The 21,943-nt window shown below is 64.0% G+C and carries 21 protein-coding genes and 1 other RNA gene; 7 read left to right on the forward strand and 15 right to left on the reverse strand.

Annotated features, from left to right (window positions below; translation table 11 throughout):
* The first annotated feature begins 121 nt into the window (after positions 1-121).
* Positions 122-310 (forward strand): type II toxin-antitoxin system RelE/ParE family toxin, encoded by a 189-nt coding sequence (locus LB516_RS01840; protein WP_318011805.1) that lies wholly within the window; start codon positions 122-124, stop codon positions 308-310.
* A gap of 23 nt (positions 311-333) precedes the next feature.
* On the opposite strand, the gene LB516_RS01845 is transcribed toward LB516_RS01840, so the two are convergent.
* Both LB516_RS01845 and LB516_RS01850 read right to left on the reverse strand, forming a co-directional pair.
* Positions 334-1,611 carry a 4-aminobutyrate--2-oxoglutarate transaminase gene (locus tag LB516_RS01845; RefSeq protein ID WP_224718928.1) on the reverse strand — a complete coding sequence of 426 codons (1,278 nt, stop codon included), beginning with the start codon at positions 1,609-1,611 and terminating at the stop codon, positions 334-336.
* A 59-nt stretch (positions 1,612-1,670) separates the two neighbouring features.
* A complete protein-coding gene (locus tag LB516_RS01850) occupies positions 1,671-1,994 on the reverse strand; it encodes a hypothetical protein (RefSeq protein WP_224718811.1) in 324 nt (107 codons plus the stop codon).
* Here LB516_RS01850 and LB516_RS01855 point away from each other — a divergent pair.
* The 3 genes from LB516_RS01855 to LB516_RS01865 are packed head-to-tail and all read left to right on the forward strand — an operon-like array spanning position 1,897 to position 7,129.
* Positions 1,897-2,976 carry an efflux RND transporter periplasmic adaptor subunit gene (locus LB516_RS01855; protein ID WP_411969377.1) on the forward strand — a complete coding sequence of 360 codons (1,080 nt, stop codon included), beginning with the start codon at positions 1,897-1,899 and terminating at the stop codon, positions 2,974-2,976. The genes LB516_RS01850 and LB516_RS01855 overlap by 98 nt on opposite strands.
* Positions 2,973-4,043, forward strand: coding sequence for an efflux RND transporter periplasmic adaptor subunit (locus tag LB516_RS01860; protein ID WP_140660632.1), 1,071 nt, complete (start codon positions 2,973-2,975; stop codon positions 4,041-4,043). Before LB516_RS01855 ends, LB516_RS01860 begins: the two co-directional genes overlap by 4 nt.
* Positions 4,040-7,129 (forward strand): efflux RND transporter permease subunit, encoded by a 3,090-nt coding sequence (locus LB516_RS01865; protein ID WP_224718813.1) that lies wholly within the window; start codon positions 4,040-4,042, stop codon positions 7,127-7,129. Before LB516_RS01860 ends, LB516_RS01865 begins: the two co-directional genes overlap by 4 nt.
* 40 nt (positions 7,130-7,169) lie before the next feature.
* Here LB516_RS01865 and LB516_RS01870 read toward each other — a convergent pair whose 3' ends face one another.
* The 12 genes from LB516_RS01870 to ffs form a co-directional block, all read right to left on the reverse strand.
* Complete coding sequence (locus tag LB516_RS01870; protein ID WP_140787105.1) at positions 7,170-7,931, reverse strand: ABC transporter ATP-binding protein; 762 nt, start codon at positions 7,929-7,931, stop codon at positions 7,170-7,172.
* Complete coding sequence (locus LB516_RS01875) at positions 7,928-8,791, reverse strand: ABC transporter ATP-binding protein (RefSeq protein ID WP_140614795.1); 864 nt, start codon at positions 8,789-8,791, stop codon at positions 7,928-7,930. The genes LB516_RS01870 and LB516_RS01875 overlap by 4 nt, the downstream gene beginning before the upstream one ends.
* Positions 8,788-9,714 carry a nickel transporter permease gene (gene nikC / locus LB516_RS01880; protein WP_015314038.1) on the reverse strand — a complete coding sequence of 309 codons (927 nt, stop codon included), beginning with the start codon at positions 9,712-9,714 and terminating at the stop codon, positions 8,788-8,790. The genes LB516_RS01875 and nikC overlap by 4 nt, the downstream gene beginning before the upstream one ends.
* Before the next feature lie 196 nt (positions 9,715-9,910).
* On the reverse strand, positions 9,911-10,972 hold the full coding sequence (locus LB516_RS01885) for an ABC transporter permease (protein ID WP_224718814.1): 1,062 nt from the start codon (positions 10,970-10,972) through the stop codon (positions 9,911-9,913).
* A gap of 19 nt (positions 10,973-10,991) precedes the next feature.
* Positions 10,992-12,635, reverse strand: coding sequence for an ABC transporter substrate-binding protein (locus tag LB516_RS01890; RefSeq protein WP_224718815.1), 1,644 nt, complete (start codon positions 12,633-12,635; stop codon positions 10,992-10,994).
* Between the two features lie 260 nt (positions 12,636-12,895).
* The gene (locus LB516_RS01895) at positions 12,896-14,173 is read right to left on the reverse strand and encodes a lytic murein transglycosylase (RefSeq protein WP_224718816.1); all 1,278 of its coding nucleotides are present in this window, start codon (positions 14,171-14,173) and stop codon (positions 12,896-12,898) included.
* A 188-nt stretch (positions 14,174-14,361) separates the two neighbouring features.
* Positions 14,362-14,967 carry a recombination mediator RecR gene (gene recR, locus LB516_RS01900; RefSeq protein WP_015314042.1) on the reverse strand — a complete coding sequence of 202 codons (606 nt, stop codon included), beginning with the start codon at positions 14,965-14,967 and terminating at the stop codon, positions 14,362-14,364.
* Positions 14,968-15,045: 78 nt separating this feature from the next.
* Entirely contained in the window at positions 15,046-16,050 is a 1,005-nt protein-coding gene (locus LB516_RS01905) for a cell wall hydrolase (protein ID WP_224718817.1), read from the reverse strand.
* Positions 16,051-16,301: 251 nt separating this feature from the next.
* On the reverse strand, positions 16,302-16,709 hold the full coding sequence (locus tag LB516_RS01910; RefSeq protein ID WP_140614800.1) for a hypothetical protein: 408 nt from the start codon (positions 16,707-16,709) through the stop codon (positions 16,302-16,304).
* An 81-nt stretch (positions 16,710-16,790) separates the two neighbouring features.
* Positions 16,791-17,114 carry a YbaB/EbfC family nucleoid-associated protein gene (locus tag LB516_RS01915; protein WP_015314045.1) on the reverse strand — a complete coding sequence of 108 codons (324 nt, stop codon included), beginning with the start codon at positions 17,112-17,114 and terminating at the stop codon, positions 16,791-16,793.
* 31 nt (positions 17,115-17,145) lie between these two features.
* Positions 17,146-18,981 carry a DNA polymerase III subunit gamma/tau gene (locus LB516_RS01920; protein ID WP_224718818.1) on the reverse strand — a complete coding sequence of 612 codons (1,836 nt, stop codon included), beginning with the start codon at positions 18,979-18,981 and terminating at the stop codon, positions 17,146-17,148.
* A 104-nt stretch (positions 18,982-19,085) separates the two neighbouring features.
* Positions 19,086-19,182, reverse strand: an RNA gene (gene ffs / locus LB516_RS01925) — signal recognition particle sRNA small type.
* Positions 19,183-19,326: 144 nt separating this feature from the next.
* Between ffs and LB516_RS01930 the strand changes: the two genes are divergently transcribed.
* Genes LB516_RS01930 through LB516_RS01940 form a run of 3 tightly spaced genes read left to right on the forward strand, consistent with a single transcriptional unit; the run spans position 19,327 to position 21,071 of the window.
* On the forward strand, positions 19,327-19,746 hold the full coding sequence (locus tag LB516_RS01930; protein ID WP_015314047.1) for an HIT domain-containing protein: 420 nt from the start codon (positions 19,327-19,329) through the stop codon (positions 19,744-19,746).
* A gap of 51 nt (positions 19,747-19,797) precedes the next feature.
* Positions 19,798-20,742 carry an NAD(+) diphosphatase gene (nudC, locus tag LB516_RS01935; RefSeq protein ID WP_140878322.1) on the forward strand — a complete coding sequence of 315 codons (945 nt, stop codon included), beginning with the start codon at positions 19,798-19,800 and terminating at the stop codon, positions 20,740-20,742.
* A gap of 29 nt (positions 20,743-20,771) precedes the next feature.
* Entirely contained in the window at positions 20,772-21,071 is a 300-nt protein-coding gene (locus LB516_RS01940) for a Dabb family protein (protein WP_140878324.1), read from the forward strand.
* Between the two features lies 1 nt (position 21,072).
* Here the strand turns inward: LB516_RS01940 and LB516_RS01945 are convergent, their stop codons facing one another.
* Positions 21,073-21,936 (reverse strand): prephenate dehydratase, encoded by an 864-nt coding sequence (locus LB516_RS01945; protein WP_015314050.1) that lies wholly within the window; start codon positions 21,934-21,936, stop codon positions 21,073-21,075.
* Between the last annotated feature and the right edge of the window lie 7 nt (positions 21,937-21,943).

Consider the following 21,943-nt stretch of genomic DNA (forward strand, 5'->3'; position numbering starts at 1 on the left):
TGGCCCTCAGTTTTGCGCCTGCCGCGGTGCAGGACATCGAGGAGATCGGCGATTACATCCATGCTGAAATCCGCCCGCCGCTCACCGTTTTATAGCGGCGCTTCGCGGACGATGTGGCCGCATAGAGAATGCGCCACGCGGAGGCGCACCTCGTTCCGAGCTTTGGCCTGATCTGCGGTCCGTCGCGTTCCAAAAATATATAATTTTCTACACCGCCCAGGGCAACGACGTGCGCGTCGAGCGCATTTTGCACGGCGCGCGCGATATTGAGGGCATCTTCGAGGAAGAAAAGATGCCCAAAGACATGTGAATCGGAACGCTCGTCCTTGTCGATCAGGCGGCGCAGACTTCGCGGATCGAGCTTTCCAGAATGTCGAGCGCTTCGTTCATGACCTCGTCCTGGATGGTGATCGGCGCCAGGAAGCGGATGACGTTGCCGTAGACGCCGCAGGTCAACAGGATCAGACCCTTGTCGAGCGCCTTCAGCCGGATCGCGTTGGCGATCTCGGCCGACGGCAGGCCTTTTTTGACGTCGTTGAACTCGACCGCGTTCATGAAGCCCAGACCCCTGATGTCGACGATCTCGGGCAAGTCGTCACGGATCGACTGCAGACGCTGCTTCAGCCGCGCACCCAGCGTGTTGGCGCGGTCGCAGAGCTTTTCGTCCTCGATGACATCCAGGACGGCGTGTGCCGCGGCGACGCCGATCGGGCTGCCGCCATAGGTGCCGCCGAGCCCGCCGGGGCTGGGCGCATCCATGATCTCGGCGCGGCCGGTGACCGCCGACAGCGGAAAGCCGCCGGCCAGGCTCTTGGCCATGGTGGTGATGTCGGCCGCCACCTCGTGATGGTCCATGGCGAACATCCTGCCGGTGCGGGCAAAGCCGGTCTGCACTTCGTCCGCGATGAGCAGCATGCCGTGCTGGTCGCAGAGCTTGCGCAGCGCTGTCAGGAGTTCACGCGGCGCGTCGTAGAAGCCGCCCTCGCCCTGAACCGGCTCGATGATGATCGCTGCGACGCGGGCCGGATCGACATCCGCCTTGAACAGCTTGTCGAGTGCCGCCAGCGAATCGGCGACCGAGACGCCATGCAGTTGCACGGGGAACGGCACGTGGTAGACGTCGCCCGGCATGGCACCGAAGCCAACCTTGTAGGGCACGACCTTGCCGGTCAGTGCCATGCCCATGAAGGTGCGGCCGTGGAAGCCGCCGCCGAAGGCGATGACGGCTTGGCGGCCGGTGGCGTTGCGAGCGATCTTGATGGCATTCTCCACCGCCTCGGCGCCGGTGGTGACGAAGATCGTCTTCTTCTCGAACCTGCCGGGCAGCATGGCGTTCAGCCGTTCGGCCAGCCGCACATAGCTCTCATACGGCACGACCTGGTGGCAGGTGTGGGTGAAGCGGTCGAGTTGCGCCTTGACCGCCTCGATTACCCTGGGATGGCGATGGCCGGTGTTGACGACGGCTATGCCCGAGGAGAAGTCGATATAGCGGCGGCCCTCGACATCCCAGATCTCCGAATTCTCGGCCCGGTCGGCGTAGATTTGCGTGGTCATGCCGACGCCGCGCGAGATCGACTGGTTCTTGCGTTCGGAAATGGCGGAGTTCTTCATCATATCCCTCACCGGGCCGGCGCCCGTTCTGTTTGATGCCGTTGAGTTCCCTTCTGGGCTTATTTCAGGTTTTCCTCAAGCCGGCACCATCGCCGGGTCGATTGGGCCTGACTTAACCAGTCCGGCGATACGCCTACGAGACCGGTTTCCTTTTTTCCGGGATCGACTATCCTCCTGAGTTTCCGCGAGGGACCGCGATCAGCGACCCGCGCGCGGCCGAGGGGAGCCATGAGCAGGAACGTGACATCGTCCGTCTCGCCGCCATCCGCCAAAACTCCCAGCCTTTTGTCTTTTCCAGCCGCTTCAATTCTCGCCTGCACGGCCCTGGCGCTGCTCGCTGCTTGCCAAAAGCAAGCGGCGGCGGAAAAGAAGCTGCCGGTCATGGTGCGCACCGAAACGGTGGCGATGGCCGACTATGCGCCGAGAACCTCGCTGACCGGGGTGATCGCGGCGCGCACGCTGAACAATCTTTCGTTCCGGGTTGGCGGACGCGTCGCCGAGCGACTTGTCGATGTCGGCCAGCATGTCGATCAGGGGACAGTGCTTGCCCGCATCGATCCGCAGGAGCAGGAATTCGATCTGCGCTCGGCGCAGGCCGATCTCGATGCCGCGCAGGCGCAACTGACCCAGGCCGCGGCCACTTTCGAGCGGCAAAAGACGCTGCTTGCCCAGGGTTTCACCACCAGGCGCGATTATGACGCGGCCGACCAGGCACTGAAGGTGGCGCAAGGCAGCGTCGATGCTGCGCAGAGCGCGCTCGCCAACGCCCGGCAGAACATGTCTTTCACCGAACTCAAGGCCGGCGCCGCCGGCGTGATCACCGCCCGCCAGGTCGAAGCCGGCCAGGTTGTGCAGGCGGCGCAGACCGTCTTCACCATTGCCGAGGACGGCGATCGCGACGCCGTGTTCAATGTGCAAGAGACGCTGGTCGCCAGGACGCCGGCCTCGCCGGCGGTAACGATCACGCTGTTATACGATCCCCAGGTCAGAGCAACGGGCAAGGTGCGCGAGATCTCGCCGGCGGTCGACCCGGCCTCGGGCTCGATAAGGGTCAAGGTAGCCATTCCCGAGACGCCCGCCGGCATGCCGCTGGGGGCGTCCGTCATCGGCTCGGTCGGCGCCAAGCCGGCGAAGGCGATCCTGTTGCCTTGGCAAGCCCTGACATCCAGCGCCGGCAAGCCGGCGGTCTGGATCGTCGATCCCGCGACCAAGGCAGTCGCGACGACGCCGGTCGAGGTGCTGGCGTTCGATTCGGGTACCGTCGTCATTGCCAAGGGACTTAACGAAGGCCAGAGCGTCGTTACATCAGGCGGGCAATTGCTCAGCCCCGGCCAGACAGTCGAAATATCGGGAGCGGCGCAATGAAGCGGCTCCTGCTTGGCCTTGCCGCGCTTGGCACGCTCGCAGCCTGTTCGAAATCGGAGGAAAAGCCGCCGGAGATCGTGCGGCCGGTGCTGTCGGTCGTGGTCGAGCCGCGCACCACCCAGATCTTCGGTTTCGCCGGCTCGGTCGAACCGCAGGTCAGTGCCGATCTTGCCTTCCGACTGCTCGGTCGCGTCGTCTCGCGCGACGTCAAGGTCGGCGACATCGTCAGCAAGGGCACGACCATCGCGGCTCTCGATCCGACCGCGCTGGAGCTGGCCGTCCAGGCGGCCAGGGCCGAACTCTCCAATGCGCAGGCGCAGTTCGCCAATGCCGCCGCCAGCGAGGAGCGCCAGCGCCAGTTGCTCACCTCGGCCAATACGTCGCAGTCCGTCTTCGATGCCGCGCAGCAGGCACGCAAAGCCGCGGAAGCCAGCGTCGAGCGGGCCAAGGCTTCGCTGGCCAAGTCCCAGGAGCAGCTCGGCTACGCCAGGCTGTTCTCGGATTTCGACGGCGTCGTCACCGCCGTCGGAGCGGAGGTCGGCCAAACCGTCTCGCCGGGCCAGACGGTCGTCACCGTGGCACGCTCGGACCCGCGTGAAGCGGTCGTCGATATTCCCGACCAGTTGACCAGCGATCTCTCGGCCGGCACGCCCTTCCAGGTCATCTTGCAGTCGCTGCCGACAATCCAGACAGAGGCCAAGCTGCGCGAGATCGCGCCCCAGTCCGAGGGCTCGACCCGCACCCGGCGCGTCAAGCTGACGCTCACCAATCCGCCGCAAGCCTTCAGGCTCGGTTCGACGGTAACCGCGACCCGGATGACCAAGGTCGTACCAACGATCGAACTGCCCATCTCGGCGCTGCTCGAAAAAAACGGTTCTGAAAAAGTGTGGATCGTCGATCCAAAGACATCGAGCGTGAGCGCGCGCGATATCAAGGTCGCTTCGAAGTCTGGAGGCACCTTCACCGTGGCGGACGGGCTCGAGGCCGGCATGCGCGTCGTCACCGCCGGCGTTCACAGCCTCGTCGACGGCCAGAAGGTCAAAGTGCCCGCGGGAGGGGCCTCATGAAGGGCTTCAACCTCTCCGACTGGGCGCTCAACCACCGCTCGCTGGTCTGGTATTTCATGCTGGTCTTCGTGGTGGCCGGCGTATTTTCCTATCTCAATCTCGGCCGCGAGGAAGACCCCAACTTCACCATCAAGACCATGATCATCCAGGCTAACTGGCCGGGTGCCTCGGTCAAGGAGACGGTGCAGCAGGTGACCGATCGTATCGAGAAAAAGCTCGAGGAACTCGACAGCCTCGACTTCACCAGATCCGTCACCACCGCCGGCCAGACCGTCATCTTCGTCAACCTGAAGGACACCACCAAGGCACGCGACGTCGTGCCGAACTGGCTTCAGGTGCGCAACATGGTCAACGACATCAAGGCGCAGTTTCCGCAAGGCGTGCAGGGACCGTTCTTCAACGACCGCTTCGGCGATGTCTACGGCAACATCTATGCCTTCACATCAGACGGGCTGACGCCACGCCAGTTGCGCGACTATGTGGAGGATGTCAGGACCAAGATCCTGACCGTGCCCAATGCCGGCAAGGTCGATCTGGTCGGCGCGCAGGACGAGGCCATCTATCTCGAATTCTCGACGCGCCAGATAGCGGCGCTTGGCCTCAACCAGCAGCAAATCGTCGCCAGCCTGCAGGCCCAGAATGCGATCACCCCGTCCGGCGTCATTCAGTCCGGGCCGGAGCGCATCAGCGTGCGCGTCGGCGGCCAGTTCACCTCCGAGGAGAGCCTGCGCGCGATCAACCTGCGCGTCAACGATCGGTTCTTCCGGCTTAGCGACGTGGCGACGATCACGCGCGGTTATGCCGACCCGCCGACGGCCTTGTTCCGCTTCAACGGCCAGAACGCGATCGGGCTTGCCATCGGCATGAAGCCCAACGCCAATCTGCTCAAATTCGGCGAGGCGCTTCATGAGGAGATGAACAAGGTGCTGGCCGACCTGCCGGTCGGCGTCGGCGTGCATCTGGTAGCCGACCAGCCCGTCATCGTCGAGGAGGCGGTCTCAGGGTTCACGCGTGCGCTGTTCGAGGCGGTGGCGATCGTGCTTGCCGTCTCGTTCATCAGCCTTGGCATGCGCGCCGGCTTCGTGGTGGCGCTGTCGATCCCGCTGGTGCTGGCCATCACCTTCACGGTCATGGAGTATCTGGGGATATCGCTGCAGCGCATTTCGCTCGGCGCTCTGATCATCGCGCTCGGGCTGCTGGTCGACGACGCGATGATCGCGGTCGAAATGATGGTGGCGCGGCTGGAGGTCGGCGACAGCCTGCGCAAGGCGGCGACCTATGTCTACACCTCGACCGCCTTCCCGATGCTGACCGGCACGTTGGTGACGGTCGCGGGCTTCATCCCGATCGGGCTCAACTCGAGTGCTGCCGGCGAATACACCTTCACCTTGTTCGTTGTCATTGCGGTGTCGCTGCTGGTGTCATGGATCGTGGCGGTGCTGTTCGCGCCGCTGCTCGGCGTGACCATCCTGCCGGCGACGATGAAGACCAAGCATCATGACCAGCCAGGACGCTTCACGTCGCTGTTCCGGCGCGTCCTTGTCGGCTCGGTGCGCCATCACTGGCTGACGATCATCGTGACCATGCTTCTGTTCGCCGCCTCGATCGCCGGCTTCGGCCTGGTGCAGCAGCAGTTCTTCCCACCTTCCGACCGGCCGGAGCTGATCGTCGATTGGAACCTGCCACAGAACTCCTCGATTACCGAGACGCGCGACCAGATGGAGCGCTTCGAACAGCGGGCGCTGGTTGGCAATCCCGACATCGATCATTTTTCGTCCTATATCGGTCAGGGCGCCGTGCGCTTCGTGCTGGCCTATGACGTGCAGCCGGCCAATCCCTATTTCGGCCAGACGGTGATCGTCACCAAGAGCATCGAGGCGCGCAACCGGGTGAAGCCGGCGCTGGAGAAGCTGCTGCGCGCGGAGTTTGTCGGCACCGACGCTTTCGTCAAGCCGCTTGAACTCGGACCGCCGGTCGGGCGGCCTGTGCAGTACCGCGTCGGCGGCCCCGACATCCAGACGGTGCGAGAACTGGCGCAGCAATTCGCCGGCGTGATCTCGGTCAATCCGAAACTCGCGGCGCCGACTTTCGACTGGAACGAACCGCAGCGTGTGCTGAGGGTCGACGTGCTGCAGGACAAGGCGCGCCAACTCGGCATCACCTCGTCCGACATCGCCAGCACACTGAACAGCACGGTGGGCGGCGCGACGATCACGCAGGTGCGTGACGCGACGTACCTGATCAACGTCGTGGCTCGCTCGCGCGAGGCCGAACGCGGCTCGATCGAGACGCTGCAAAACATCCAATTGCCGACCGGAAATGGCGAGGCGATCCCACTCGCCGCGGTGGCCAATTTTCGCTACGATCTGGAGCAGCCCACCGTGTGGCGACGCGACCGCATCCCGACCATCACCGTGCGCGCCGGCTTGGTCGGCGACGTGCTGCCGGCGACCGTCGTCAACGAGTTGAAACCGTCGGTCGACGCCTTTATCGCCAAGCTGCCGGCCGGCTATTCGGTCGAGACCGCCGGCTCCGTCGAGGAAAGCGCCAAGAGCCAGGGGCCTATCGCGGCCGTGGTGCCGCTGATGCTGTTCGTCATGGCGACCATCCTGATGGTGCAGTTGCAGAGCTTCCAGCGCCTGTTCCTGGTGGTGGCGGTGGCGCCACTCGGGCTGATCGGCGTGGTCGCGGCCCTGGTGCCGAGCGGAGCGCCGCTCGGCTTCGTCGCCATTCTCGGCGTCTTGGCGCTGATCGGCATCCTGATCCGCAACTCGGTCATCCTGATCGTGCAGATCGAGGACCTTGTCGCCGAGGGCAGGGATCGCTGGGCCGCGGTCATCGAGGCAACGGAGCACCGCATGCGGCCGATCGCGCTGACGGCGGCCGCGGCCAGCCTGGCGCTCATCCCGATCGCGCGCGAAGTGTTCTGGGGGCCGATGGCGTATGCGATGATGGGCGGCATCATAGCGGGTACCGCGATCACGCTCTTGTTCCTGCCGGCGCTTTATGTGACGTGGTTCAGGATCAAGGAGCCGAAGCGGGAACAGGGCGGCGAAGTAGACCTCGCCGCCGTTGCGGAAACTTAAGGCGAGGTCGAGCTCCCTGGCGTGACGCGGAGAACTATCGTCAGATCTGCTTCGGAGCCGTCCTCACAAACCCGTCACTGGCCCGCAACAGGTTGCGCGTATAATCCTTCGTCACACGGCGCTCGACGAGATCGTTGGCCACCAGATTCTCCACCGCCTCGCCGCCCTGCATCACCATCAGCCGCTCGCACATATGGGTGATGATGGCGAGGTCGTGGCTGACCATCAGGAAGGTCAGCTTGCGCCGCCGGCGGACTTCCTCCAGCAGGTTGAGGACTTCCGCCTGCACCGAGGCGTCGAGGGCCGAGGTCGGCTCGTCGAGCAGCAGGATCGAGGGCTCGAGGATAAGCGCGCGCGCGATCGCCACGCGCTGGCGTTGACCGCCGGAAAGCTGGTGCGCGTAACGGAAACGAAAGCCGTTGCCGAGGCCGACCTCGTCGAGCGCGCGTTCGATCCGCTTTTCGCCATCGGCAAAACCATGGATGGCGAGCGGCTCCTGCAGCAGGCGGTCGACGGTCTGGCGCGGGTGCAGCGAGCCGTAAGGATCCTGAAAGACCATCTGCACTTCGCGGTAAAAGGCCTTGTCGCGGCGCGCGCCGAGCGTCTTGCCATTGACTGTGATGCTGCCCGAGGCGACCGGCGCGAGGCCGGCTATGGCCCGCAGCAATGTCGATTTGCCCGAGCCGGATTCGCCGACCAGGCCGAAGGATTCGCCCTGCTGCACGTCGAGGCTGACGCCCTTCAGCGCGCGGAAGCGGTCGAAGATCACCTCCAGCCTGTCGACGGCAATCGCAGAAGTCATGCCGCCCACTCCGGCTTGCGGTCGAGCACCGGCAGCGGGTGACGGTCGGCGCCGATTTTTGGCATGCAGTTGAGCAGCCCCCGCGTGTAGGGATGCTGGGCCTGACTCAATTCCGACGCCTTGAGCTGCTCGACGACCTTGCCGGCATACATGACGATGACGCGGTCGCAGAAGGACGAGACCAGGCGCAGATCGTGCGAAATGAAGATCAGCCCCATGCCGCGCTCCGCGACCAGCCTGTCGAGGATGCCGAGCACGTCGAGCTGCACCGTGACGTCGAGCGCCGAGGTCGGCTCGTCGGCGATCATCATTTCCGGTCCGGCGATCAGCATCATGGCGATCATGGCGCGCTGGCCCATGCCGCCCGACACTTCGTGCGGATGCAGGTCGAAGACGCGTTTGGGATCGCGGATCTGCACCGCCTCGAGCATGGCCAGCGCGCGCTCGCGCGCCTCGGCCTTGCCGACCTTTTCGTGGGTGCGCAGCGTCTCGACGATCTGGCGGCCGATGCTCATCACCGGATCGAGCGAATATTTCGGGTCCTGCAGGATCATGGCGATGCGGTTGCCCCGCAGCGCCCGGCGTTGGCGCGGCGAGATGCCGAGCAGGTCGATGCCGTCGAAAGTCAATCTATTGGCCGATATCCGGGCCTGCGGCGGTGTCAGGCCCATGATGGCGCGGCCCGTCTGCGACTTGCCGGAACCGGACTCGCCGACGATGCCGAGGCGTTCGCGGCCAAGCGAAAAGGAAACGCCGCGCACCGCCTCGATCATGCCGGTGCGGGTCGGAAAGGTGACGCGCAGATCCTCGACGTCGAGAAGCGTGCTCTTGGATCGCTGCTGATCAGGGGGGCCACTCATTGGTCACCGCTGCGGGGATCGAGTGCGTCGCGCAGGCCGTCGCCAAGCAGGTTGAAGCCGAGGCTGACGATGAGGATGGCGAAGCCCGGCGCACCAGCCACCCACCATTGGTCGAGGATGAAGCGGCGACCCGAAGCGATCATGGTGCCCCATTCCGGCAGCGGCGGCTGCGCGCCAAGGCCGAGGAAGCCGAGGCCCGCGGCCGTCAGGATGATGCCCGCCATGTCGAGCGTCACGCGGACGATCAGCGAGGAGATGCACAATGGCATGATGTGGCGAAGCACGATACGGAAAGGCGAGGCGCCCATCAATTGCACGGCCTTGATGTAGTCCGAGTTGCGCACGGTGAGCGTCTCGGCGCGGGCGATGCGCGCATAGGGCGGCCAGGAGGTGATGGCGATCGCCAGCACGGCGTTCTCGATGCCGGGGCCAAGGGCGGCGACGAAGGCCAGCGCCAGCACCAGCTTGGGGAAGGCAAGGAAGATGTCGGTGATGCGCATCAGTATGGCATCGGTCCAGCCGCCGGCATAGCCGGCGACGGTGCCGACCAGGAGACCGATGGGAGCGGCGATGATGGCGACCAGGACGACGACATAAAGCGTCCAGCGGGAGCCGTAGAGGATGCGCGAATAGATGTCGCGGCCGAGGTCGTCGGTGCCGAACCAGTGCTGCGCACTCGGCGCCAGCAGCCGCGCGTTCTTCAGGTCACCGAAGGTCGGCGAATACGGCGCCAGCATACCGGCAAGGACGGCGACGAGCAGCAGCGCGATGATGATCAGCAGGCCGACAAAGGCCAGCCGGTTGGCGGAAAAGCGCCGCCACGCGACATAGGCGCGGCCGAGCCTTGCCTGCAAGCGCGATGCCGGCCGCTCCGACAGCAACCATTCGCGACGGGAGAAGGTGCGGGCGTCGGAGGCGGTCATGACGATGCCTCTTTAAGCTGTCGACCCCCACTCCGGTCTGCTTCGCAGACCACCTCTCCCCCGTTCGACGGGGGAGAGGAAAGGCGCCAAGCCTGCGACCGCGTTTTCCTCTCCCCCGGGCAGGGGGAGAGGTGGCCCGAAGGGCCGGAGTGGGGGTGACTAGCGGCAGCCAAGCCCGAAAGTGCAATACCTCTACTCATCCTGTCTTCGTCCTCGGGTCGAGCACACGGTAGAGCAGGTCGGACAGAAGATTGATGGCGATGAACACCGAGCCGATGACGATGGTACCGCCGAGAACGGCGTTCATGTCGGCGTTCTGCAGCGAGTTGGTGATGTAGAGGCCGATGCCCGGCCAGGAGAAGACGGTCTCGGTCAGCACCGAGCCCTCGAGCAGCCCGGCATAGGACAACGCGATCAGGGTCACCATCGGCACGGCGGCATTGCGCAGCGCGTGGCCCCAGATGATGCGGGTTTCCGACAGGCCCTTGGCGCGCGCGGCGACGACATATTCCTGGGCGAGTTCGTTGAGCATGAACGAGCGCGTCATGCGGCTGATATAGGCCAGCGAGAAATAGCCGAGCAGCGAGGCCGGCAGGATGATGTGACGGAAGGCGTCGTAAAAGACGTCCCACTGTCCCTGCATCGCGGAGTCGAGCAGGTAGAAACCGGTGATCGGCGTGAAAGTGTATTCGTAGACGACGTCGAGCCGTGCAGGGAAGGCCACCCATTGCAGCTTCGCGTAGAACAGCACCAGGGCCAGCAGACCCAGCCAGAAGATAGGTACGGAATAGCCGATCAGGCCGATGATGCGCACGACCTGATCGACGAAGCTGCCGCGTTTGACCGCGGCCAGCACCCCGAGCGGCACACCGAACAGCGCGCCGATCAGTGTCCCGAATGTCGCCAGTTCCGTGGTTGCCGGAAGGGCGCGGCGGATATCGGTCATGACAGGGTTGGTGGTCAGCACCGAGGTGCCGAAATCGCCGCTCAGCGCATGTTTCACATAGATGTAGAACTGCTCGATCAACGGCAGGTCGAGGCCCATCTCGCGGCGCGTGCGCTCCACGACATTGGCGGGTGCCCGGTCGCCGAGAACGGCCAGCACCGGGTCGATCGGGATGACACGGCCAATGAAGAAGGTGACCGCGAGAAGACCAAGATAGGTCGTCACCGCAATGACCAGGAATCGGCCAAGCGAAGATGCAAGGGCTACGGCGCGGGCGCTGCCGCGCCCGCCTTCGTTTTCAATCGCGCTCATGCGGGCGTGTCCGCGAACGCTATTCCTTGGAGACCGGCCCGACGAAGTTGGTGTCGAAGCTCGGACCAAGCGCGAAGCCCTTGAGGTTCTTGCGCAGACCGGCGACTTCCAACTGCTGGTGGATGACGACGAAGGGGCTGGTGTCGAGGATCTTCTTTTCGAGATCCTTGTACATGTCGGCGCGCTTGCCAGAATCCTTCTCGAGCAGGGCTGCTTCCGTCTGCTTGGTCAGGTCCGGAATGTCCCAGGCATTGCGCCATGCCAGCGTCTTCGACTTGCCAGCATCCGAATTGTCCGGGTTCGAGGCAAAGGTCTGGGCATTGGAGTTCGGATCGAAATAGTCCTGGCCCCACTGGCCGATATAGATGTCGTGGTTGCGGGCACGGTATTTGGTCAGCGTCTGCTTGCCGTCGCCGGGGATGATCTCCAGCTTGATGCCGGCTTGGCCGAGCGTCTGCTGGATGGATTCCGCCATGCCGGTGGTCGGCTGGCCGGTGCGCACGTCCATGGTTACGCTGAAGCCGTCGGGCAGGCCGGCCTTGGCCAGCAGCTCCTTGGCCTTGGCGACATCGAGCTTGAACGGGTTCTCGTCCAGTTCGCCCAGAACGCCCTTGGGCAGGAACGTCTGGTGGATCTCGCCGATGCCCTTGAGGATGGTCGTGCTCAAGGCATCATAGTCGACCAGGTATTTGAAGGCCTGGCGGACCTCGGGCTTGGAGAGGTTCGGGTTCTTCTGGTTGAGGCTGATGTAGTAGACGGTGCCTTTCGGCGCGCTGGTGGTGGTGAGGTCGGCATTCTTGGCGATGGCGTCGAGGTCGTTCGGCTCGAGGTTGCGGGCAACGTCGATGTCGCCGGCTTCGAGCGCCAGGCGCTGCGCCGAGCTTTCCTTCATGTTGCGGTAGATGACGCGGGCGAGCTTGGCCTTTTCGCCGTAATAATTGTCGTTGCGCTCCATGACGACCGCCTCGTTGGCACGCCATTCACGCAGCTTGTAGACGCCCGAGCCGGCGTAGCCCGTCTTCAGCCAGGCGTTGCCGAAGTCGTTGTCCCATTTGTAGTCGGCGCTCGGCGTCACCGCCGCGACATGTTCCTTGACCAGCTTGGCGTCGACGACGGAAGCGACGGTGGCCGACAGGCAGTTCAGCACGAAACTTGGCGCATAGGCCTTGTCGACGGTGAACTGGAAGGTTGTGTCGTCGACCGCCTTGGCCTTCTCGGTGACGTTGTCGCCGCTGATGCCGAACTGATCGATGATGAAGGCCGGGCTCTTGTCCAGCTTGACGGCGCGCTCGAACGACCAGGCGACATCGGCGGCGGTGATCGGGTTGCCGGAGGCGAATTTCAGGCCCGGCTTGAGCTTGAACGTATAGGTCAGGCCATCGTCGGAGACGGTCCAGCTTTCGGCGAGATCGGGCTTGACCTTGGAAGTGTCGCTGAGGTCGAGGCGGACAAGAAGATCATAGGTGTTGCCGGTGACTTCGGCGGTCGACAGCTCGAACGCCTCGCCCGGATCCATCGAGATGATGTCGTCGATGGCAAAACCTTCGACAAGCGTATCGGCGGGGGTGACCGCGCCAGCCGGCGCTCCGGCCAGAAGCAGCGCCGACATGGCGGCGCCCGCAAGCAGGATACGGGATCGTAGAGCAAGCTTTTCCATCATCATGATGATTGTTCCCTGTTTTGTTGTTGGTTGACCTGAGTTCCCGGCTCAGGGTTACGGTGTTCTTTCAAGGCTCGACGAGAGCCTCTGCCCCACTAACGTCGTGGTTTTTGTCCAGTTGGTCAACAGCATATCCGGCGACCCAGCGGTGGGCAACGAGCATTTATGCGATGGTTCATTGGACCAGAATGGCGGGCGGGCGTGTCGACGCATACATCAGCCAATCGAGGCACCGATCGAGAAAAAATCTGCTAAATTAGAAGCTATTTCAGCGCCGCGACGAGGCCGGCATCGGGAAAACAGGTGGCGGCCTGGCCATTCTTTTCCTGCCATCTGCCGATCGAGCGGCGGGTCTTGAAGCCAGGCAGGCCGTCGGCGCTGCCGACATCGTAGCCCTTGGCTTCCAGGGCCCGCTGCAGGGCGGCAATGTCGGAGCGGTGGAGATCGCCGACGGGACCCCAGCCACCGGTAAAATTCTGATCGCCATGGGCGATGCGGTCGGCGCCATGGCCGATGAACAGCGCATAGAGGTCGCTGGTGTTGTATTGCTTCAGCACGTAGAAATTGGGGGTCGCGATGAAGGCCGGACCGCTGCGCCCGGCCGGCATCAGCAGGAAACCTTCCGCCTTCAGCTCGCTTGCCGGGAACGCCTTGCCGCCGACGCGCTCGACGCCCATGGCAGCCCATTGTGCAATCTTTTTGCCTTGGTCCGGGCCCTCCAGCGAACAGGAGACGCTCTGGGGCACCATCACCTCGAAACCCCAGCCGCGTCCCCTCACCCAGCCGTAGTGGACAAGATAATTGGCGATCGAGGCCAGCACATCGGGCGTCGAATTCCAGATGTCGACGCGGCCGTCGCCGTCGAAATCGACGGCATGCTTGAGCAACGAGGTCGGCATGAATTGCGGCTGGCCGAGCGCGCCGGCCCAGGACGATTTCATCGCGCCGACCGGCGCCAGCCCACGCTCGACGATTTCCAGCGCCGCCAGCAGTTCTGTGCGGAAGAAATCCTTTTTCGTCGACATGAACGCCTTGGTGCCCAGCACCTCGAAGGCGTCGTAGGGCATCTTCGCCGCGCCGAAGCCGGTTTCGCGGCCCCAGATCGCCAAGAGCACCTCTCCCGGCACGCCATAGCGCTTCTCGATCGCCGCGAGCGTCCTTGCATTGGCCGCCTCGCGCGTCCGCCCGCCCGATGTGACGGCGCGGATGGTCTTCTCGGCGAAATAGGCCCCCGGCGAGCCGAACTCGGCCTGGTGCTGCTTCTGCGGGGTTTTGGGTTTCTCGCCGGGCATGACAAGGTCCGGCAGCTTGAGATTGGGCTTCACGCCGTCGAAGGCGGCGTCGAAGGTGTTTTTGGAAATGCCTTTGGTTTTGGCTTCCGGCCAGAGGTCGTTTTGCAGCCAGGCGCGGAACTGGTCGTCAATGGGGGCGGCGTGGGTGGGGACGGTGAGGACCATCCCCACTAGAGCAGCCAGAAAAAATGCAAGGCTGAATTTGCGAAAGTCGCGTTCCGTCGCACCCCCCTCTGTCCTGCCGGACATCTCCCCCGCAAGGGGGGAGATCGGCTGTCGGCTCGGCTTTCGCCAATCACCAACGTTGAAAGGAGTTCGCCGACGCCGAAGCTGCCAATCTCCCCCCTTGCGGGGGAGATGTCCGGCAGGACAGAGGGGGGTGCCTGGCACAGACAGGTGAATGACGGCCATAGAATGCACCTTCCCCACCAATAACGTTAAAACGCCGTCCTGGACCGCAGCGCCGCGGCAAGCGTTCCCTCGTCGAGATAGTCGAGTTCGCCACCGACCGGCACGCCATGAGCCAGCCGTGTTATCTTCACCTCGAAACCGGACAATTGATCGGTCAGGTAATGCGCCGTGGTCTGGCCCTCGACCGTCGCGTTGACGGCGAGGATGATTTCCTTGATTTCGCCGCCGGCGACGCGATCGATCAGCGAGCGGATGTTGAGCTGGTCCGGGCCGATGCCGTCGAGCGGCGACAGCGTGCCGCCGAGCACATGGTAGCGCACGTTCATCGCCGCCGCCCGCTCCAGCGCCCAGAGATCAGAGACGTCCTCGACGATGATCAGGGTGGCGGCATCGCGGCGTGGGTCCGTGCAGATCATGCAGGGGTCCGAGGTGTCGACATTGCCGCAGGTCGAGCAGATGCGCACCTTGTCGGCGGCCTCGCCCATGGCGGCGGCCAGCGGCGAAAGCAGCTGTTCCTTCTTCTTGATCAGGTGCAGCGCGGCGCGCCTGGCCGAACGGGGGCCAAGCCCCGGCACCTTGGCCAGGAGCTGGATCAGGCGTTCGATCTCGGGACCGGCGATTCGCTTGGACATCGCTCTGATCTAGGATTTTTCAGAGCGCTTTGAAACATCCCCCGTCGACGCACGGTTCGCCATGCTGCCATGCGAGAATTAGTTTGTTTCGAGCGGGCGGCCCTGGCTGACAATCATCGCGCCTATGGCATCGGTGTTTTCAGGCGTCGACTGGAATCCCATCGAGGCTTCCTGTGGAGCGTCCTGGATCGAGGAGATGACCTGTTTGTTCGAGGTTCCGCTGTTCAGGGTTCCGCCAAAACGGGCGGCATCCGGCTCTTCCATCGGCTCCTGCATGGCAACTTCCACCGGCTTCGCCGAGACCCGCGTGGATTTTGCCGTCGGCGCCGCGGCCGCGGTCAGATAGGTCTGCTGCGCGGGGGCGGTACGGACGGGCTCCGGCTTGGCCGCCGGTTCCGCCGCGGCGGTCATGTAGACTTGCTGGGCTGGAGCGTTGCGAACTGATGCCTTGGCCGGGCGCACTGTCTCGATGGATGCCCGTGTCGCGGGTACCCCCGGCAACGCCGCCGGCTGCTCGGCCGAGGCAATCATCGGCTCATCCGGCAGCGGCTGCCAGTTGCGGCCGCGCTTCTCGTAGAAGGCATTGCCGCCGGCTACCATGGTGTAGTGCATGTTCTTGTAGGGGAAGCGCAGGCCGGCGGTGTGGAAATACATCGTGTTCTTGAGCTTGGTCTTGCGCTCGCCCTTGAGCACGGCGTCGGCGGCCTCTTCGACATCGGGCATTGCGCGCGAATTCATCGATCTGGTCATGACGCCCGGCGCGAACTGCCCCGGCTCACCGACCACTTGGCAGATGGTGTTGCCATGGTTGCCCGAGCGCAGCCGGTTCATCACCACCGTGCCGACCGCGATCATGCCGTCGCGGCTCGACCGGTTGGATTCGAAGAACATCGCCCGTTCCAGGCATTCCCTGTCCTTCGGCGTGTGACTGTAGGCGCGCGAACTCAGAAAGCTCGGCGTGATGGCGTCGGTCAGGCTGGCGACGGACATGCCGTGCGAGGTTGTCTGGCTGCAAGCGGCCAAGAAAAGGGGAGACGTAATGACGCCGAGCAACAGCGGCGTCTTCCATCGCATCGCGATCAACAGGTAACCCTCTCACTTCAACGCCCGCCCCCAGGCTGCGGCAAGAATGAGACACTTTCGGGCAAAATGATGGCCAAAACGTTATTAACGGCATACTGTTGCCGAATTGACACAAAATCGAGGCTTTCCAGATAGATCGAGCCATCGTTTCACACGGGTGGTGACCGTTCTCTCTTCGTTTTGCCGCAATTCCCTTGGGGAAACGCCAAGTGCTTTTCCCGGCAAGACCGCGCCATGCGTTCCAAAACGGCCTATTGCCCGGCGGCGATTGCTGCCGGCCGGCCGGGCTCGATCTCTTCGATCTTCTCTGAAAACAGGCCGCGCCTGAGAAACAGCGCCCGCGCCTCCCTGGCCGTCGGCGCGATCTTGCCCGGCCAGTCGCTGTCGATGAACTCGGCCTTGGTGAAATCAGGATTTGTTTCGGAGGCCGCCTCCAGGAATTCGGCGATTTCCAGCACGATCGCGCGTTCGTCCCTTGAAAGCGCCGACGTGCCGGCCTCGATCGACGGCCGATGCACGAAATCCTCGAACAGGTTGAAGTAGCCCTTGATGCCGACGAGATCGACACCGGCGTCGCAATCGGCGAGGATTTCCAGAATCTCGTAGATCCTGTTGCGGATACGCTGCTCGATCAGTCTTTCGGACGGCTCGTCGATCATGGGCGCCGGTCTCTGCTTCATGCATATCGTTGCCTGCGCACCCTCGGGTCGAGCCCGTGGGCATGCTTTGGGCGACGTGCATCAGAAAGGCAGTTTCATTCCCGGGGGAATGGGCAGGCCGGCGGTCAGCGCCTTGGTCTTTTCCTGCATGATCTGCTCGACCTTGGCCTTGGCGTCATTGTGCGCGGCAAGAATCAAATCCTCGAGGATTTCGACGTCGTCCTCCTTGAACAAGGACGGGTCGATCTTCAGCGACTTGATATCGAATTTTCCGCTCAGCGTGACGCTGACCAGGCCGCCGCCGGCCTGGCCGAGGGCTTCGACCGTCGCAATCTCATCCTGCATGGCCTGGAACTTGGCCTGCATTTCCTTCGCCTTGCCCATCAGGCCGAGAAGATCTTTCATGGTCCGATCCTTTGCGGATTAGTGCTGGATATCAGGGTTCGTCGTCATCGGCCGGCGGCTCGACCGGCATTTCGGCCTCGCTCGCGTCGGCGTCGGGCGTGTCGGGAATGCGCACATCGATGATCTTGGCGCCGGGAAAGCGGGCCAGGATGGAGGCCACGGTCGGGTCGTTCCTGGCATCGAGGAAAGCGTTTTCACGCTTCGTCGATTCCATCTCGGCCAGCGTCTGGCCGCCCTCCTCCTTCGACAGCGACACCAGCCAGTTGCGGCCGGTCCAGGCGCGTAGCTTCGTCGTCAGGTCGTTGAGCAGCATCTTGGGCGCATCGTCGGTCAGGCTTACGTCGATGCGGCCCGGTTCGATGCGCACGAGGCGGATGCAACTCTTGATCAGCACCTTGAAGGCAATGTCGCGTTTCGCATCGGCAAGGGCAACGATGTCGGCCAGCGATTTCAGCGGTACGGCTTGCGTCTCCGGCGCCGGCTGCGGGGGCGCGACGAATGCAGTCGGAGTAGGCGTGGCCTCGACCAGCCGCATGGTCTGCGCGCCGCCCGAGCCGCCAGGCATGCGCGCCTGCGCCACGGCGCCGGCGCCAGTGCCGCCATTGCCGGGATTCACGGGGCCGGGGCTCATCGGCGCGCCGTTCGGGCGCGGCGCGGCGCCAGTTGCCGAGGCGCCGCTCTCCAGCGATCTCAGCGCCTCGTCCAATGTCGGGAGGTCGGCGGCATGCGCCAGCCGGATCAACACCATTTCGGCGGCACTGACCGGCCTGTTGGAGGACTGCACCTCGGGAATGCCCTTGAGCAGCATCTGCCAGGTCCGCGACAGCACCCTGACCGACAACGCCCGGGCGAAATCGGCACCGCGCTGACGCTCGTCCTGCGACAGCGAGGCATCGTCCATCGCGGTCGGCACGAAGCGCAGTCTGGTGACGAGATGGTTGAACTCGGCAAGATCGGTGAGCACGGCGGCCGGATCGGCGCCGGTATCGTATTGCGCGCGAAACTCCCCAAGGGCTGCCGCCACATCGCCCTTCATCACATGTTCGAACAGATCGACGATGCGGGCGCGGTCGGCCAGCCCCAGCATGGCGCGCACGGCCTCGGCGCTGACCGAGCCGGCGCCATGGGCGATCGCCTGGTCGAGAATGGAGAGCGAATCGCGGGCGGAACCTTCCGCAGCGCGCGCGATCATCGCCAGCGCGTCGTCGTCGACCGAAATGCCTTCCTTGCCGGCGATCGAGGAGAGATGCGAGACGAGCGCGCCGGCGTCGATGCGCCTCAGGTCGAATCGCTGGCAGCGCGACAGGACGGTGATCGGAACCTTGCGGATCTCGGTGGTGGCGAAGATGAACTTGACGTGCGGCGGCGGCTCTTCCAGCGTCTTCAGCAGGCCATTGAAGGCCTGCGTCGACAGCATGTGCACTTCGTCGATGATGTAGACCTTGTAGCGGGCCGAGACCGGCGCGTAGCGCACGCGCTCGATGATGTCCCTGATGTCGTCGATGCCGGTGTGCGAAGCGGCGTCCATCTCGATGACGTCGACATGGCGGCCTTCCATGATCGCCTGGCAGTGCTCGCCAAGCACGGCGAGGTCGACCGAGGGCTGATCCGTGGTGGCGGTTTTATAATTCAGGGCACGCGCCAAAATGCGCGCGGTGGTGGTCTTGCCGACGCCGCGCACACCGGTCAGCATCCAGGCCTGGGCAATGCGGCCGGTGGCAAAGGCATTGGTGAGGGTGCGCACCATCGGCTCCTGGCCGACGAGTTCGGAAAAATTCGACGGACGGTATTTGCGCGCCAGCACGCGGTAGGCAGCGGCCTTGCCCGTCGCCAGACTATCGGCCCCCGAATTTCCGGCTTCGCTCATTCGCCCGTTAAGCTCCAAAATGCCGCGCCCACAGGCGCCGATTCCTGCGCATAGTCTCGCCCGCGCTGCAATGCGTCGTCAATGTCGCGAGGAGGGCCGATGAGGTGGGAGGCTGGAACAATGACCCGTTCCGGGCTCGTTAGGGCTGCTTCCTTCCGGACCTGACCCGGTTGGCGAGTGGATCGTCCACCACCAACCTCCCGCTGTCCATATCGGCAATTGCGCGACGAAATGCAAGTGCGCAGGCAAATCGGCACCGCGAACCACCAGATTCGCTTGCAGCACCGGTGCAGCCGCTTTAGCGTTCATGGTTTGAGGAAACCAAGAAAAGCAAGGGAAACGCCGATGCTGCCGGGCCTGAAGGCCGGATTCACGCTGGATGCCCGGCTGGAGGCCGACAGCGAGCAATTGATGTGGCTGGGGCTGTGCGAATTGCGGGTGATGAACGACCGCCGTTGGCCATGGCTGCTCCTGGTCCCGCAGCGGCCGGGTGCGGAGGAGATCCACGACATGACGCCGCTCGACCAGGCGATGCTGACCTTCGAGACCAATATGGTGGCGCAGGCGCTGAAGAAGGTGAGCGGCTGCACCAAGATCAACACCGGTGCGCTCGGCAACATCGTGCGCCAACTGCATGTCCACATCATCGCACGGTCCGAGGGCGATCCCGGCTGGCCCGGCCCAGTCTGGGGGCATGGCCTGCGCGAGCCCTATCAGCGTTCCGACCTGCGCCGGTTTGCCGAAACGATAAGGGCAGCGCTATAAGCCTTGCCGTGTCCATCCCAAGCGTGTCCATCCCAAAGCACCAGAGTCCACATGACCTTCCGCCTGTTTGACGCGCCCGTGCGCGAGCCGAGCCAGTTCGTCGGCTTTGCCGGCAACACGATCGACCGGCAATCCGAGAACCGCGCCGACGATTCGGTCGACAAGGCGCTGGCCGATCCGACGACGCGGCTGCTGTTGATGAATGGCGGCAGGCTCCTGCTGAAGCCCGGCGAGGGCGGCCGCCTCGACCCATGGTTCGGCATCGCCGAAAGCGAGCCCTTCAGCCCTTCTGTCGACCAGGGCGTGCTGCTCGGCTTTTCCGAACAGGGGCCGGTGCTGGCGGTGCTGGCAGGCGTCGATGCCGAACAGCTGCCCGAAACCGTCAAGGCGATCGATTACCGCTCGGTCTATATGCAAGGGCTGATCGACGAAGCGGCCGCCGGCGCGATGGCGCAGGGCGCCGCCCTGCTTGCCTGGCACGCCAGCCACCGCTTCTGCAGCAAATGCGGCACGCAATCGCAGATGCGGGCCGGCGGCTACAAGCGGCATTGCCCCAATTGCGGCACCGAGCATTTTCCGCGCACCGACCCGGTGGCGATCATGCTGACGACGACGCGGGAGAAATGCCTGCTCGGGCGCGGCCGGCATTTCGCGCCGGGCATGTATTCGGCGCTTGCCGGCTTCATCGAGCCGGGCGAGACGATCGAGGCGGCGGTGCGCCGCGAAACGCTGGAGGAGGCGGGCATCCGGCTCGGCCGCGTCGTCTACCACGCCAGCCAGCCCTGGCCGTTCCCCTATTCGCTGATGATCGGATGCTTCGGCGAGCCGCTCAACGAGGACATCCAGGCCGATCTCGACGAACTGGAGGACTGCCGCTGGTTTTTGCGCGACGAGGTGCGCCTGATGCTGGACCGAACGCACCCCGACAATCTGGTCACGCCGCCGAAAGGCGCCATCGCGCACCACCTCATCCGCGCCTGGGTCGACAGCGAATAACGATATCGAAGTCATTGCAGGAGAGACAAATGATCCGTCACACCGTCGTCTTCACGCTGAAGCACCCACCGCATTCGCTGGAGGAAAAGCGGTTCCTCGTCGACGCCAGGAAAATCCTGTCGGCGATCCGGGGCGTCACGCATTTCGAGCAATTGCGGCAGGTCAGCCCCAAGAACGACTATCAGTTCGGCTTCTCGATGGAGTTCGCCGACCAGGCCGCCTACACCAGGTACAACGAACATCCCGACCATGTCGCCTTCGTGCGCGATCGCTGGGTGCCGGAGGTCGAGACCTTCATGGAGATCGACTACGTGCCGTTGGGCTGGTAGCTCAATCCGCCACCTTCCACTGCTCGCGTGACTCGCTGGCTGGATAGACGCCGAGGATCCGCACTTCGCGCGAAAAGAACCGCAGCTCGTCGAGCGCCAGCTTGACCAGCGGATCGTCGGGGTGGCCCTCGATGTCGGCGTAGAACAGCGTCGCCGTGAAGGCACCGAGCTGGTAGCTTTCGAGCTTGGTCATGTTGATGCCGTTGGTGGCGAAGCCGCCCATGGCCTTGTAGAGCGCGGCCGGCACGTTACGGACGCGAAAGATGAAGGTCGTCATCATCTTGACGTCGGGTGACGGGCGCTCGGCCCATTGCTTGCTTTTGGTCAGGACGACGAAGCGGGTGACGTTGCTGTCGGTGTCCTCGACATTCTCCTCGATGATGTCGAGCCCGTAGAGCGTCGCTGCCAACGCCGGCGACAGCGCGGCCATGGTGCGGTCCTTGACCTCGGAGACCATCTTGGCGGCGCCCGCCGTGTCGCCGGCGACTACTCCCTTCCACCCGTTCTTGCGGATGTATTTGCGGCATTGGCCGAGGGCGTGGATGTGGGTGTGCACGGTCTTGATCTCGTCGCGCCTGACGCCCGGCAGCACCATCAGCTGGAAATGGATCGGCAGGAAATATTCGCCGACGATGTGCAGCTTCGATTCCGGCAGAAGGTGGTGGATGTCGGCGACGCGCCCGGCGATGGTGTTCTCGATCGGGATCATGGCAAGATCGGCCTTGCCGGTCTCCACGGCATTGAACGCGTCCTCGAAGGTCGGGCACGGCAACGGCTCCATAGAGGGATAGACGTTGCGGCTGGCGGTGTCGGAATTGGCGCCGGGCTCGCCCTGGAAGGATATTCTATTGGTCTTTTCAGGCATGCTGATA

The organism is Mesorhizobium sp. CO1-1-7 (genome assembly GCF_020164885.1).
GTDB classification, from domain to species: domain Bacteria; phylum Pseudomonadota; class Alphaproteobacteria; order Rhizobiales; family Rhizobiaceae; genus Mesorhizobium; species Mesorhizobium australicum.